This window comes from Stenotrophomonas rhizophila (assembly GCF_000661955.1).
In the GTDB taxonomy this organism is placed as follows: domain Bacteria; phylum Pseudomonadota; class Gammaproteobacteria; order Xanthomonadales; family Xanthomonadaceae; genus Stenotrophomonas; species Stenotrophomonas rhizophila.
Genome location: NZ_CP007597.1, coordinates 3,917,728 through 3,932,547 on the forward strand (window position 1 = coordinate 3,917,728; position 14,820 = coordinate 3,932,547).

11 protein-coding genes are annotated in these 14,820 nt (G+C 67.8%); 7 read left to right on the top strand and 4 right to left on the bottom strand.

The window, feature by feature from the left end; translation table 11 throughout:
• Positions 1-41 precede the first annotated feature (41 nt).
• Both DX03_RS17150 and DX03_RS17155 read right to left on the bottom strand, forming a co-directional pair.
• Positions 42-2,624: a M14 family zinc carboxypeptidase gene (locus tag DX03_RS17150; RefSeq protein WP_425598283.1), complete on the bottom strand. Its 2,583-nt coding sequence runs from the start codon at positions 2,622-2,624 to the stop codon at positions 42-44.
• A gap of 108 nt (positions 2,625-2,732) precedes the next feature.
• Complete coding sequence (locus tag DX03_RS17155; RefSeq protein ID WP_038692542.1) at positions 2,733-5,378, bottom strand: TonB-dependent receptor; 2,646 nt, start codon at positions 5,376-5,378, stop codon at positions 2,733-2,735.
• 188 nt (positions 5,379-5,566) lie between these two features.
• Here DX03_RS17155 and queD point away from each other — a divergent pair, with 188 nt between their 5' ends.
• The 3 genes from queD to DX03_RS17170 all read left to right on the top strand — a co-directional run bounded on the left by queD (position 5,567) and on the right by DX03_RS17170 (position 7,672).
• Positions 5,567-5,920, top strand: a complete 354-nt coding sequence (queD, locus tag DX03_RS17160; RefSeq protein ID WP_038690662.1) for a 6-carboxytetrahydropterin synthase QueD — start codon at positions 5,567-5,569, stop codon at positions 5,918-5,920.
• A gap of 185 nt (positions 5,921-6,105) precedes the next feature.
• On the top strand, positions 6,106-6,462 hold the full coding sequence (locus DX03_RS17165; RefSeq protein WP_038690664.1) for a phasin family protein: 357 nt from the start codon (positions 6,106-6,108) through the stop codon (positions 6,460-6,462).
• A 304-nt stretch (positions 6,463-6,766) separates the two neighbouring features.
• Positions 6,767-7,672, top strand: a complete 906-nt coding sequence (locus DX03_RS17170; protein WP_038690666.1) for an Abi family protein — start codon at positions 6,767-6,769, stop codon at positions 7,670-7,672.
• Between the two features lie 46 nt (positions 7,673-7,718).
• Here the strand turns inward: DX03_RS17170 and DX03_RS17175 are convergent, their stop codons facing one another.
• Entirely contained in the window at positions 7,719-9,188 is a 1,470-nt protein-coding gene (locus DX03_RS17175) for a sensor histidine kinase (protein ID WP_038690668.1), read from the bottom strand.
• Positions 9,185-9,904 carry a response regulator transcription factor gene (locus DX03_RS17180; RefSeq protein WP_038690669.1) on the bottom strand — a complete coding sequence of 240 codons (720 nt, stop codon included), beginning with the start codon at positions 9,902-9,904 and terminating at the stop codon, positions 9,185-9,187. Before DX03_RS17180 ends, DX03_RS17175 begins: the two co-directional genes overlap by 4 nt.
• A 148-nt stretch (positions 9,905-10,052) precedes the next feature.
• Here DX03_RS17180 and msrB point away from each other — a divergent pair, with 148 nt between their 5' ends.
• From msrB to DX03_RS17200, 4 genes are all read left to right on the top strand, one after another.
• Entirely contained in the window at positions 10,053-10,559 is a 507-nt protein-coding gene (gene msrB / locus DX03_RS17185; RefSeq protein ID WP_038690671.1) for a peptide-methionine (R)-S-oxide reductase MsrB, read from the top strand.
• Positions 10,560-10,594: 35 nt separating this feature from the next.
• On the top strand, positions 10,595-12,373 hold the full coding sequence (locus DX03_RS17190; protein ID WP_038690673.1) for a cytochrome c biogenesis protein DipZ: 1,779 nt from the start codon (positions 10,595-10,597) through the stop codon (positions 12,371-12,373).
• Between the two features lie 16 nt (positions 12,374-12,389).
• Positions 12,390-13,136, top strand: coding sequence for a peptide-methionine (S)-S-oxide reductase MsrA (msrA, locus tag DX03_RS17195; protein ID WP_038690675.1), 747 nt, complete (start codon positions 12,390-12,392; stop codon positions 13,134-13,136).
• 264 nt (positions 13,137-13,400) lie between these two features.
• Entirely contained in the window at positions 13,401-14,819 is a 1,419-nt protein-coding gene (locus DX03_RS17200; protein WP_038690678.1) for an aminotransferase-like domain-containing protein, read from the top strand.
• The last annotated feature ends 1 nt before the right edge of the window (position 14,820 follow it).

The following is a 14,820-nucleotide window of genomic DNA, read 5'->3' on the forward strand; positions in this document are numbered from 1 at the left end:
CGGGAAGCATTGTCGTAGCCGACCAACGGTCGGCTCTACCGTCAGCCGCGTTGTTTGGTCGGGTTGAGCTGGTTGCCGAAGAAGATGGCGTTCAACAGCAGGCGCTCGGTGCCGTGCCAGTACTTGCGGTGTGCCGGGTCGTCGGCGAACAGGACCACGTTGCCCTGCCCCTGCGGCGATACCAGCAGCCAGGCGGCACCGGCCACGCGGTTGCGGTTGGTCTCGGACAGGTAGCCGTTGACGCGCGGCGTTTCATCCACGCGAACCACGGTGGAGAACGGATTGCGGCTGGGCTTGAAGCGGATGCCGTTTTCCTTGTTGATCGCCAGCTGCGTGCGCGGCAGGCCGAAGCCCAGCGGATGGCTGGTATCCACCTGCGCACTGAGGATGTTGCCGCTCACCCGCTCGATGGCGGCAATGTCGCGCTGGTCGCCGAAGGCACGCCGCGCTGCGTCGGGTTCCTTCTCGTCTTCGCCCAGCACTTCATCGGCCAGCTTCTGTTCGATCGCCCAGCGCGCGGCGGTGCCGTAGGTCACCAGCGACCCGCCCGCGTTGATCCAGCGCTTGAGTGCGGCCACCGCTGCCGCGTCCACGCCGGTGTAGGTGCCACCGGCCAGCACGATCGTGGTGTAGCGATCCAGTTCCACCTTGCCGAGCTGGGCCGGATCAAGCTTGCTGGCCGGCAGCTGCACCTGCTGGTCGAGCACGAACCAGGCCGAGCCGATCTCGGTGGCACTGACGCCCTCGCCCATCACCAGCGCCACGGCCGGTTTGCGCAGCGCCTTGACGCTGTCGCTGCCCAGGTCGATGCCGCTGCGGCTCTGGCCACTGGCCAGCGCCTGCACGCGCACACCGGCAGCACGCGCGGCCTCGTCGACCGCCGCCAGCAGCGCCGCGCCGGCCAGCGGTTGCCCGGCCACCGGAATCACCACGCTGCCGCGTGCGAACGCCTGCTCGCCATCGACGGTGGCGGCGGTGAACGGCTGGAACGCGGCGCGGGTCAGCAGGCCCCGTGCCTGCAGTGCGTACAGCGCGCGGCTGGCGTTGTAGTCGCGCCAGTCCAGCACATAGGCGTAGCCGGCCTGCCCGCCCACCACGCCGCCCTGGGCCGGCGCTACCGCTGCCACGCGCTGGCCACCGCCGATACGGCTGCGGCTGCCGGCAAACGCCACGCCGTAGGCCGGTGCGATCGCATAGGAGGTGCTGCCGTAGAACACGTCACCCTTGATCGGCGGCGTGTCGGCGAAGATCGAATGGACCAGCCGGAACTGCGGCTGCGCGGTGGGCACCACGTAGGCGCTGCCCGGCTCGAAGCGCTGCCCCTCCACGGTCACGGCGGTGCCCAAGGCCTCCACCGTGATCTGGTGCTGCAACAGCAGGTCCAACAGCCGGGCCGTCAGCCCCGGATCGTGCGCGTCGCCGAACACGAACGCCTTCACCGGCTGCTGGCCGGCCTGCTTCAGTGCCGACTGGAAGAACTCCTTCTGCAGTTTGAGCAGCCCATCGCGTTCGGTCACCGCGCCGCGGATGGTGCCCAGCCCGGTAGCCACCTGGTTGCGGATGGTGAAGGGGAAGGTCAACAGACCGTTGACCGATTCCTGCACGCGACCGCGCGAACTGGCCTGTTCCACAGTGACGCCGACCGCGCCGTGGAAGTCCGGATAGGTGGAGCCGTACACCGGCGAGAAGTTGTCGAAGTTCTCGCCCGTGTAATACAGCGAACCCAGCGCATCCAGCGCCTGCGCGTGGTACTTGGCCAGCGTCTTGTTGAAGGCGTACGACGAGGCCGGCAACAGCGGGCTGTGCATGCTCGCCGGCGACGGTTCGAAGTAGTAGGTACTGTCCTTGCCCATCTCGTGGAAATCGATCTGGACGTTGGGATACCAGCGGTGGAAGTAAGCGATCTTCGGCCGCGTGTCCTGCTGGGTCAGGGCCAGCCAGTCGCGGTTGAGGTCGGTGAAGTAGTGGTTGGTGCGGCCCTGCGGGAACGGTTCGACATGTTCCTTGTCAGCCGGATCGGCCGAGGCCGGGGAAGAGGCATAGGCGTTGTGCCAGCTGGCCGCGCGGTCGCGCCCGTCCGGGTTCTGCGCCGGGTCGAACAGCACCACTGCCTGCTGCAGCCACTGCGCGGTGTCGGCACTGCGGCTGGCCACCAGGTAATAGGCGGTGAGCAGCGCGGCTTCGCCGCTGGAGGTTTCATTGCCATGCACGCTGTAGCCCAGCCACACCACCACCGGGCTGCTGCCGGCCGCGCTCAGCGGCTGGGCCGGATCGGCCAGGGTGACGTGCTGGCGGCGCAGCGTTTCCAGCTGCTGCTGGTTCTGCGCCGAGGTCACCGTGGCGATCACCAGCGGGCGGCCCTCGTAGCTGCTGCCGATCTGCTCGACCTTGATCTTGTCCGAGTGCCTGGCCAGTTCGTTGAAGTAGGCCACCAGCTGGTCGTGCCGCGTGTAGCGGCTGCCGATCTCGTAGCCGAGGAACTGCTGCGGGGTGGGAATGGACGGGTCGAACTCGCCGCCCTGCGGGAAGAAATACGCGCTCTGCGCGAACGCTGGCGCGGCCAGCAACCACAACGCGCCCACCAGCCAGGTGATGGGACGTGACACGACACGATGCAAAGACACAGCAGTTCCCCATGAAGCGGGCCGGCCTCTCCGCCGGCCCCGTTGAATGCGCACGCTCCGGTGCAGCCAGGTGCCGGGCCGGCGCGCGAAGGCGACCGGCCCGCAGGTTCAGAAGCGGTAGTCGAAGCCCACCGTGAAGTAGCGGCCGCGCAGGTCGTACTGACTGAAGTCGTACGGCGCGCGGATACCCGGGAAGGACGCGTCGTACGGCGGTTCCTCGTCGGCCAGGTTCTGGATCTTGGCGTACACGGTCAGCTTCTCCACGCCGGTGTAGGCCAGGTACAGATCGAACTGGCTGTACGCATCCACGCGGTCCTGCACGGCAGTGGCCGCTGCGCTGGCCTTCTGGTCATAGCCGCTGGTGTAGTACCAGGTCAGCGCGGTGCGGAAGTCGCCGTAGCTCCAGTCCAAGGTGGTGGTCGCCTTGTTCTTGGGCAGGGTCGCGCCGAGATTGCTGCCGGCGTAGTCCACCAGCGGGCCACCGACCACCGTCGGGCGGCTGTAGTTGCGCACGTGGGTGAAAGCGCTGCTGAGCGCGAAGTCACCGGCGCGCGCAGTCGGGAAGCGCTGGCGCAGTTCCACGTCGAAGCCGGAGGTCTTCAGCTCGCTCAGGTTCTGGTAGCGGTTGTAGACCGCCAGCAGCTTGCCGCGGTCATCGCGCAGCACCGCACCGGGTACATCGTCGGTGACCAGGGTCTGGGTGTTGTTGGTCCCGACCAGGTTCTCCAGCTCGATGCGGTAGTAGTCCACGCTCAGGCTGGTGTTGGACCACGGCGAGAGCACGATGCCGGCGTTGAAGCTCTTGGTGCGCTCGGGCTTGAGGTCGTTGTTGCCCACGGTGAAGAAGGTCGGGTTCTGGCGTGAGCCCGGCACGTCCGGATCACGCGGGTCGATCACGCTGCCGTAGGCGATGCTGGTGCTGTTGGAGTTCTCCGACAGCGACGGTGCACGGAAGCCCTTGGAGGCCGCGGCACGCACCAGCAGGATGTCCCAGGGCTGCCAGCGCAGGCTGAGCTTGGGCGAGAACGCATCGCCGAAGTCGCTGTAGTGGTCGGCGCGTGCGGCCGCCTGCAGTTCCAGGCGCTCGGCCAGCGGCACGTTCACTTCGGCATAGGCGGCGGTGACCTTGCGCTCGCCGTGCACTTCGGCGATGGCCGGGCGGATCTGCAGGCCGGCATCGATCTGCCACGGGTTGTTGGAGTCGAGCTTCTCGCGGCGCCATTCGGCACCGGCGGCGAAGCCGATCTCACCGGCCCAGGTGTGGCCCAGCGCGCCGGAAATCTTCGCGTCCACGCCCTGCAGCACCGACTCGGCCGGGCGCAGCGTGCTGATGTTGATCGCGTTGAGCACCTCCGGCGCGGTGGCCGACGGATTGAGCAGGTTGTAGCTGCCGCTGGCCAGCGCATCGGCCAGCGCGTAACGGTTGGCGAAGCCGCCGGACACGGTCTCGCGCTCGCTGCTGCGTGCGCCGAACGCGCCCACTTCCCAGTCCCAGTTCTGCAGGCTGCCGCGCAGCCCGACCAGGCCGCGGTAGGCCTGCGAACGGTTGGTCTTGATGGTCGGGCCGAGGTTGAAGAAGGTGTACTCGATCGGCACCGCGCGGCCGTACGGGTTGTACGGGCTGCTCGCCGGCAGGTTGGACGACACCGGCTCGGCCAGGCCGGTATCGGCGTTGAGCGCGAAGCGGCCGCTTTCCAGGGTGAAGAACGGGCTGCTGCCGAACCAGGAGACACCCTTGATGTCGCTGTGGAGCACCTCGCCGAAGGCTTCGACGTTGTCGTTCACCCGGAAGGTGCCGTTGACGTAGGCCTGGTAGCGTTTGGTCGACGGGATCAGCGTGGTGTACGGCGCCTGGTTGAAACCGCAGGTGTTGCCGGCCAGGCCGTCGATCGGCGCGCTGGCCACCAGCGTGGTGCCCTGCGGGCAGTTACCGCTGGCGTCGAGCATCGGCACCGAGGTGCCGTTGACCAGATAGCGCGCGCCCTTGGCCGACCAGCCGTTCCAGCGGCCACCGGGCTTGTCGGTGTAGATGCCCGACTTGGTGAGGTCGCGCTGGTCCTGGTCCAGGCGTTCGCGGTTGTAGCCTTCCAGGCTGACCAGGATGTTGTAGCCGTCGGCGTCCAGGTCACCGATGCCGCCGATGAACTTCAGGTTCTGCTCGTCCAGTCCGCCCTGATCGGCGGTGCCCAGGCTGCCGCCCAGTTCGGCGCCCTGGAAATTCTGCCGGGTAATGATGTTGACCACGCCGGCCACGGCGTCCGACCCGTACACCGCCGAGGCGCCGTCCTTGAGCACCTCGATGCGTTCCACGGCGACGAGCGGCAGCGCGTTGAGGTTGACGAAGGTGTCCGACAGGCCGCCAGCCGGGAAGCCGTAGTTGGCCAGGCGGCGGCCGTTGAGCAGCACCAGCGTGTTCTTCTGCGACAGGCCGCGCAGGCCGATGCCGGCCGAGCCGGACGCCCAGCCGTTGTTGGTGGTCTCGTTGTTGGCGTTGCCGGTATTGGCCGAGATCGAGCGTAGCAGGTCGGCGACGGTGGCCTTGCCGGTCTCCTCCAGTTGCTGGCGGTCGATCACCTGGACCGGATTGGCCGACTCGGTATCGGTGCGCTTGATGTTGGAGCCGGTGACGCGCACGGCGGCAAGGGTCTTGCTGTCGCCGGCAGCGGTGGCATCGGTGGCGGTATCGGCAAACGCAGGCAAAGGCGTGGCCAGAGCAGCAGACAGCGCTGCTACAAGAAGGGTGTGCTTGGGCATGAACTTCAGTGGGGTGGTGGACGACAAGTTCCGCAGTAGTCCATGCCTGGCCATGAACCGGCCAATAACATCTCTTCATACGGATATAAGAGAAACTACCATCTCTTCATCCGGATGGATAGATTTGGTTTCGCCTGCATCCATGTCCCGCCCCCACGCCGGCATGGGCCGCCCGCTACAATGGCGGCATGGAAATCTTCAAAGTCTTTACCCTCGAAGCGGCCCACCGCCTGCCCAACGTGCCGCCGGGCCACAAGTGCGCGCGCCTGCACGGGCACTCGTTCCGGGTGGAACTGAAAGTGGAAGGCGAACCCGGCGAGCAGACCGGCTGGATCATGGACTTCGGCGACGTCAAGGCGGCCTTCCAGCCGATCTACGACCGCCTGGACCACCACTACCTCAACGACATCCCGGGCCTGGAGAATCCGACCAGCGAGCGCCTGGCGATCTGGATCTGGAACGAACTCAAGCCGGCCCTGCCGCAGCTGAGCGAAGTGACCGTCCACGAAACCTGCACCTCCGGCTGCCGCTACCGCGGCTGACCCGGCAGCGCGCGGTAGAGCCGACCGTTGGTCGGCTCCCGACCCATCATCATCGCCCGCAAGCCTGCGCAACCCATTGATTGGAAAGCGGTTTAACTGAAACCGGACCACAACTGGCAACAAAATGTTGCAATGCAATATTTTCGGCGTATGCTGCATTGCATCAACGTTCTCGAGCCGCTCCCATGGCGTCCGCGTTCACCGATTCCTTCAGCGACTACACCCGCCAGCTGGCCGCCACGGCCACGCGTGCCAATCGGCTCGCACTGGAAAATGCCGAAAGCATGTTCGGCGTGCAGTTGAAGACGCTGGAAAAGAACATCACCGCCACCAGCGGGTTCTTCGGTGAAATCGCGCAGTCACAGGAACCCGGCACGCTGTTGCCCAAGGGCGCGCAGCTGGCCCGTGACAACCTCGCCCGTTGGACCCGTGCCCACCAGGACGTGGTCGACCTGGGGCTGAAAGCCTCCGAGGCGTTCAGCGAGCTGGTCCGGGGTCCGTCCGCGGATGCCCCTGCCAAGGCGGGCGCTGCCAAGCGCTGAGCCACACCCGCATCGAATTTGCGTGGGTCCCTCCCCCCACGCAATCCCAGACCCGACAGAACCCTCCCTCTGTCGGGTCTTTTTTTGGGCGCGGGGCATGGCCGCTAAAGCGCGCCTGAACCGGTGGCACCGCGCGCCGACATTTCATTACTGGCGTCACACTCCTGACGTGTCATTACTTGCGGGTAATCCATGCGATGGCTAGACTTGCCGTAACACACCCGCCACGCCTCTGACGCGATCTTTCGCGCCATGCTCAAATTGGCGGGTTTTTTTTTGCCGCTATCAGGGGGGCGGCGTCAGGATGACTCGATACCTCAAGCAAGCGCTAACGTTTCAGGCGCAGCTGCAACAACTGCAGTCGCGCGGATTAGGCATAGCGGACCTCGACACCGCCAATCGCTACCTGCAGCGCGTCGGCTACTACAGGCTGATGGGCTATCTATACCTGCAACGCATGCCCGGTAGTGACCAATTCTTGCGTGGCGCAACCTTCGAGGAAGCCGTCTCCCTGTATGAATTCGATCGCGGCCTGCGAGATCTCGTGATGGAGGCTGTTGGTCATATCGAGGTAGCAACCCGCACGCTGCTCACCTATCACTTCTCCCATGCCTACGGGCCTTTCGGGCACCTGGATCCCAGGAACTTTTCCTTCTCCCCAGCAGACCACCGTACGTGGGTGGATGGGATCAGCAAGGAGATCTCACGTTCCAAGGAGACGTTCATTCGTCACTATCAGGACACGTACTCCACTCCGGCGTTCCCACTGGTTCCCATCTGGATGGCGACGGAGGTGATGTCGCTGGGATCCCTCTCGCGCTTCTACAAAGCGCTACGGGCGGTGGAGCAGAAGGTGATAGCACGCGATGTTGAGATGGCCGCACCGGTGCTGCAGAACTGGTTGCATGTCACGAGCGTGGCGCGCAACGTGGTTGCACACCACGGACGCTTGTGGAACAAGGAACTTGGCGTCAGCGCGGCACGTCCACGATCTGCCGGCTGGTCTGAGCCAGAAGCACCGTTCCCTCCGGGCCGGGTCTTCTTTCTTCTCCTGCTGCTTCGCCGCCTCCTGAAGCAGACCACGGCAGATGCTGTTCTTTGGCGTGACCGGGTGGACACCCACCTTCAGAAGGGGCTGACCACTGATAGGCATATCAGCGGACTTGGCGCCACACACGCGTGGCAGACACACCGCCTCTGGAGATTGTGAGGGACCGTCGCAGCAGGTCCCGTTGGCCAGTTCCTCACACGGTGCGTCAGCGCACCGCCACCGGCAGCGTAAACACGAACAACGCGCCGTCGCGGCTGTCCATCAGGCGGATCTGCCGGTGATGCAGCTGCAGGATGCGATGCACGATCAACAGCCCCAGCCCGCCGCTGTCCGGGCGCGCACTGCCCAGCGCCGGCGGCGTACTGAACAATGACGCGCGGCGCTCGGGCGCGATGCCCGGGCCGGTGTCGGCGATGGCCACCTGCACCTCGCCGTCCTGCGCGCGCAGCACCACTTCGATGCGGCCGCCTTCGGGCGTGTGCCGGATCGCGTTGTCCAGCAGGTTGGTCAGCACGCGCTCGATCAGCCCCAGGTCGGCCACGACCGCGGGCAGCCCCGGCGGAATGTCGGCGGTGAGCGTCTGCCGGCGTGCCTGCGCAGCCAGCTCGAACTTCTGGAACACGTCCTGGACCAGGTCGGGCAGCGAGAACGCCTGCAGATCCAGGCTGACCCCGCCGTGCTCCAGTCGTGCCAGTTCGAACAGCGCCTGTGCCAGCGCGCCCACCTTGCGGCTCTGCGCCAACGCGATGCCCAGGTAGCGCTGGCGTTCGTCGGCGCCCAGCGTGGCGTCCTTCAACGCCAGCGTTTCCAGGTAGCCATGCAGCGACGACAACGGCGTGCGCAGGTCATGGGAGATGTTGGCCACCAGCTCGCGCCGCTGCAGGTCCTGCTCGCGCAGCTGCTGCCACTGTTCGCCCAGGCGCTGGCCCATGTGCCCGAAGCTGTGCTGCAGGATCGCCAGCTCGTCGCGCTCACCGGCCCGCAGCGGGGTGGGTGGCAGCGGCGTGCCGACACCGGCGGCGTCCACGTCGAAAGCCTGGATGCGCCGGGTCAGCTGGCGCAGGGGGCGGGTCACCCAGCGGAACGCGACCACGCCGGCCAGCAGCCCGACCACCGCCACGATGGCCAGCGACCACAGCGTGGTGCGCAGGGTCGCATTGGCGGCGATGTTGGCCGCCAGCGCCTCGCGCTGCTCGCCCACCAGCACCACGTAGATGTAGCCGGCCTGGCGCCCCTGCACCCACAACGGCGCGGCATTGAACACCTTGCGGCCGGTCGCGCTGCGCGGGTCGTCGCCGAGGATAGGCAGGGGCTCGTCGTGCAACAGCGCCTGCACCGGGGCCAGGTCCACGCGGTCGCGCTTGAGGTGGCCGTCGGGCGCGTCGTGGCCGAGGATGCGGCCTTCGTCGTCCAGCAGATAGACCTCGACGCTGGGGTTGACCGCCATCAGCTTGCCGAACAGCGCGCGCACTTCGCCGCCGCGCATGCCGCGTGCGTCCATCAGTTCGCCGCTGCGTGCGATGTGCTCGGCCAGCCCGCGCGACAGCCGCTGCACGGTTTCCTGCTCGTGCATGGCGGTGCTGCGCATCTGGATCCACAGCAGCGCGCCGCAGCAGGCCAGCAGCAGCGCGCAGAACACCACCGACAGGCGCTGGGACAAGGTCAGGCGGATCATGCGGCGTCCCCGTCAGTGTCGACCAGCTTGTAGCCCCGCCCCCACACCGTCTGGATGCGCTGCGGCGCGGCCGGGTCGCGTTCGATCTTGTTGCGCAGCCGGTTGATGTGGGTGTTCACGGTGTGCTCGTAGCCGTCGTGCTGGTAGCCCCAGACCTGGTTGAGCAGGTCCATGCGCGAATACACCTGGCCCGGATGCCGGGCAAAGAAATACAGCAGGTCGAATTCGCGCGGGGTCAGTTCCAAGGGGCGGCCTTCCACCTGCGCGGTGCGTGCAACCGGGTCGATGCGCAGCCCGGCCACCTCGGTTTCGCCGGCATCGATGCGGGCGTTCTGCGCCATGGCCTCCACGCGCCGCAGCAGCGCCTTCACCCGCGCCACCAGTTCCAGCATCGAGAAGGGTTTGGCCAGGTAGTCGTCGGCGCCCAGTTCCAGGCCCAGGATGCGATGCACTTCGCTGGCCCGCGCACTGGTGATGATGATCGGCGTATAGCGCGCCATCGCCCGGGCACGCTTGCAGATCTCCAGCCCGTCCACGCCCGGCAGCATCAGGTCCAGCACCAGCGCGCTCCAGGGCTGCGCTTCGAGCAGGGCCAGGCCCTCGTCGCCGGTGGCGGCGTGGGTGACCTCATAGCCTTCGTCGCGCAGGTGCATGCGCAGCAGGTTGGCGATATGGACATCGTCTTCGACGATCAGGACACGCTTGGCGCTGCTCATCGGTGCGGGCGGGCCGGTAGGGGGAACAGGCTGCATTGTCGGCCGATCCGGGCCCGGATGTGTCACGGAAAATTTAACCCTGCGTGAGGATTCGTTGACCGGCCCGGGCGCAGCATGGCCGCATCGTTTCCCTCCCAGGAGATCGGCCATGCGTTACACCCGTCGCAATGTGCTCGGCATGGGCGCCATGACGGCCGCCGCCGGCCTGTTCGGCCTGACCGCATGCAGCGGCCCGGCACCGGCCGCACCGGCGGCCCCCACGCGCCGTTTCGAGGTGATGCGCACCGACGCGCAGTGGCGCGAACAGCTCAGCCCGGCCGCCTACGCCGTCCTGCGCCGCCAGAGCACCGAACGGCCCTACAGCAGCCCGCTCAACAAGGAGCACCGGCGCGGCACCTTCAGCTGCGCCGGCTGCGCGCTGCCGCTGTTTTCCTCGTCCACCAAGTTCGACAGCGGCACCGGCTGGCCCAGCTTCTGGGCGCCCCTGCACGGCGCCGTGGAGGAAGACCGCGACACCACGCTGGGCATGATCCGCATCGAGGCGCACTGCCGACGCTGCGGTGGCCACCTGGGCCATGTGTTCGACGACGGTCCACGCCCCACCGGTCTGCGCTACTGCATGAACGGCGTGGCGATGCGCTTCACCGCGGCCTGAGCGCCGCTTCCCCTGCATCCTGGAAGGATCTGACCATGTTCCTGCTTGTCCTGGCCTATCTTGGCGGCGTACTTACCATCCTCAGCCCGTGCATCCTGCCGGTGCTGCCGTTCGTGTTCGCCCGCTCGGACCGCCCCTTCCTGCGCAGCGGCCTGCCGCTGCTGGTGGGCATGACGCTGATGTTCGCGGTGGTGGCCAGCCTGGCCGCGGTGGGCAGCCAGTGGGTGGCCCAGGCCAACCAGATCGGGCGCTGGATCGCGCTGGTGGTGATGGCGGTGTTCGCGCTGGCGCTGCTGTGGCCGTCGCTGGCCAACCGCCTGCTGTCGCCGTTCCAGCGGCTGGGCGCGCGGCTCAGTGCTTCGGCCGATGCGGCCAGTGATGCCGGGCGCGGCGGGGTGGGCACCTCGCTGCTGATCGGCATCGCCACCGGCCTGCTCTGGGCACCGTGCGCCGGGCCGATCCTGGGGCTGATCCTCACCGGCGCGGCGCTCAATGGCGCCAGCGTCGGCACCAGCGGACTGCTGCTGGCCTATGCGCTCGGCGCCGCCACGTCGCTGGCCCTGGCGATCTGGATCGGCGGGCGCGTGTTTGCCGCGCTCAAGCAGCGCCTGGGCGTGGGCGAGTGGATCCGCCGCGCACTCGGCGTGGCCGCGCTGCTGGCGGTGGTGGCGATCGGCATGGGCTGGGACACCGGCGTGCTGACCCGGCTGTCCACGGTGAGTACGGCCAAGCTCGAGCAGGGCCTGCTGGACGTACTGCCGGGGCAGGAACCGGCCGCGGGCGGTTCGATGATGATGATGGCCGCCAACGCGCCAGCCGGCGCGCCCTTGCCGGTGGAAGGCACCCTGCCCTCGCTGGCCGGCGCCACCGGCTGGCTCAACAGCCCGCCGCTGAGCGCCGAGGCATTGCGCGGCAAGGTGGTGCTGGTCGATTTCTGGACCTACTCGTGCATCAACTGCCTGCGCGCCATGCCGTACGTGCGCGAGTGGGCCGAGCGTTACCGCGACCACGGCCTGGTGGTGATCGGCGTGCACGCCCCGGAGTTTGCTTTCGAGCGCAGCCTGGGCAACGTGCAGCGCGCGGTGAAGGACCTGAAGGTCACCTACCCGGTGGCGATCGACAACGACTTTGCGATCTGGCGCGGCTTCAACAACCGCTACTGGCCCGCGCACTACTTCATCGATGCGGAAGGCCGCATCCGTGCGCACCACTTCGGCGAAGGCAATTACGCGCAGTCCGAGCAGATCATCCGCCAGCTGCTGCGCGAGGCCGGCAACACCCTGCCCGACGAACCGGCGCAGGCGATGGCGATGGCCGCCGCGGCGCCGCGCGATGGCATCGAGCAGCAGGCCGACATGCGCAACCTGAAATCGCCGGAAACCTACCTGGGCCATGCGCGCGCGCAGAGCTTCGCCTCGCCTGGCGGGCAGCAGCCGGACCATGCCACCGACTACACCGTGCCGGCCACCTTGCGCTTGAACCAGTGGGCGCTGGGTGGGCGCTGGACGGTGGGCGAGGAAGACGCACACCTGGACGCAGCCGGTGGCCGGATCGCCTTCCGCTTCCATGCCCGCGACCTGCACCTGGTGCTGGCCCCGGCCGTGGATGGCAAACCACTGCGCTACCGCGTGCGCATCGACGGCCAGCCGCCGGGCGCGGCCGCCGGGGGCGATGTGTCGGCCGATGGCAGCGGCCAGGTCGGCGAGCACCGGCTGTACCAGTTGATCCGCCAGCGCGGCGATGTTCGTGAACGCACCTTCGAGATCGAGTTCCTTGATCCGGGCGTGCATGCCTATGCCTTTACGTTCGGTTGAGCCCTGGAGGCCTTCGATGAAGATCGCAATGGACAAACTGGTGGCCGGCAGCATCGCGGCGGTGATCGCGGCGATGACCATCACCGCGGTGGTCAGCCTGGATCGCCCGGCGCAGGCGGCCACGGCGCAGGCGCAGGCGCTGGTGACGCTGCCTGCGCCCACCGGCACGGCCGACTTCAAGCCGCCCGGCATCAAGCGCGCGCGGGTGGTGTTTGCCGGCGGCTGCTTCTGGGGCGTGCAGGGCGTGTTCCAGCACATCAACGGCGTGGACAACGCGGTGTCCGGCTACATCGGCGGCAGCGCGGGCGATGCCAGCTACACGCGCGTGGGCAGCGGCGGCACCGGCCATGCCGAGGCGGTGCAGGTCACCTACGATCCGTCGAAGGTGAGCTACGGGCAGCTGATGCAGGTGTTCTTCTCGGTGGCCCACGACCCCACCCAGCTCAATCGCCAGGGACCTGATCGCGGCACGCAGTATCGTTCGGCGGTGTTTGCCGACGATGCCGGGCAGCGCGATGCCACCCAGGCGTATATCGCCCAGCTGCAGCGCGCCAAGGCGTTCCGCGCCCCGGTGGTGACCACGGTCGAGGGCGGCAAGCGCTTCTATCCGGCCGAGGGCTACCACCAGAACTACCTCACCCTGCACCCGGAGTCGCTGTATATCCGCATCAACGACCTGCCGAAGGTGGAGGCGCTCAAGCGCCAGTACCCGGCCCTGTACCGAGACACGCCGCGGCTGGTGTCCACGCTGTCGGCGCGCTGAAAAATGCCCCCCGGGTAGAGCCGACCGTTGGTCGGCTGCCTTTGGGTGCCGGGATACGTGCAGCCGACCAACGGTCGGCTCTACCCGGACGGGGTCGAAAAAAGTGCACGGCGCAACACGGCACCGCCGTGCACGAGGGAAGTCCGGCAGGCGCAGCGGCGGGCCGCACTGCGCGGGAGGGAGCATGCTAGGCTGCGCGCAGCAGCGGATACAGAGCCAGCTTCCGGCCATCCGCACGGTTACAGATTGCGGCGGACTCTCCCCATGGCAGCCAACCTTTACCAATCCCTGGCCGATGAAATGGCCGATGCCATCCACAGCGGTCGGTTGCCGGTGGGCACCCGCCTGCCCTCGCTGCGTGGCCTGGCGGCGCAGCGCCAGCTCAGCCTCAACACCGTCATTGCTGCCTATCGCCAGCTCGAAGATGCCGGCCTGGTGGTACCGCGGCCCAAGGCCGGCTTCGTGGTCAGCCCGCGCCTGGCCGAACCGACCCGCTCGCTGCGCCAGGCACCGTCGCTGGCCACCACCCAGGCCCAACAGCTGATGATGGCGCGGGTGCTGGCCGCGCAGCAGCAACCGGGCATCGTCGACCTGGCTTTCGCCGGCCCGCGCGGGCGTCGCTTCTATCCCGGCGACAAACTGGCGCGCAGTACCGCGCAGGTGCTGCGCCGCGCCGGCATGGTGGAAACCTATGCCCGCCCGAATGCGGCCACCCGGCTGCTGGAGCAGATCGTGCGGCGCGGGCCACGGCTGGGCCTGCACACCAGCACCGAGCGCCTGGTCCTCACCCATGGCGCCATGGAAGCGCTGCAGCTGGCCCTGCGCGCGGTGACGCGGCCCGGGGATGCGGTGGGGATCGAAGCACCGTCCTACTTCAACCTGTACCCGCTGCTCAGCAATCTGGGCCTGAAGGCCATCGAGCTGCCCACCGATCCGCGCCGCGGGCTGGATGTGGATGCCGTGGCCGCGCAGCTGGAACGCGGTGCGCTGCGTGCGATCGTGGCCATGCCCACCGTGCACAACCCGCTCGGCTGCACCATGCCCGTGGCCGAAAAGCAGCGCCTGGCCGCGCTGGTCAACCACTACCGCATTCCCCTCATCGAAGACGCGGTGTATGCCGAACTGCAGTTCCAGGAGCCGCTGGCGCCGCTGCTGAAATCCTTCGATGAAGACGGTTGGGTAATGGTGTGCAGCAGCTTCTCCAAGACACTGGCGCCGGACTACCGCATCGGTTGGCTCGATGCGGGGCGGTTCGCCGCCGACATCCAGCTGCTCAAGTTCCAGTCCACCGGGGCCGAGCCGCGCCTGCTCGGCGAGGCCGTGGGCGCGTTCCTGGAAGCGGGCAGCTACGAGCACCACCTGCGCACGCTGCGCCGCCTGTACAACGACCAGGTGCGGCGCGTGCGCGCGCTGATCGCCCAGCACTTCCCGGCCGGCACGTTGGCCACCCAGCCCACCGGCGGCTTCCTGCTGTGGGTGGAGCTGCCCGCCGGCATCGACACCGGCGCGCTGTTCGAACAGGCCTTGGCGCGCGGCGTGGTGTTCATGCCCGGCCAGGTGTACTCACGCGGCGCGCGCTACCGGCATTGCCTGCGGTTGTCGTGCTGCCAGGAACTGGACGCGGCGTACGTGGACGCGATCGCCACGCTGGGGCAGCTGGCCTGCGCCCTGCGCGACGCCTGAG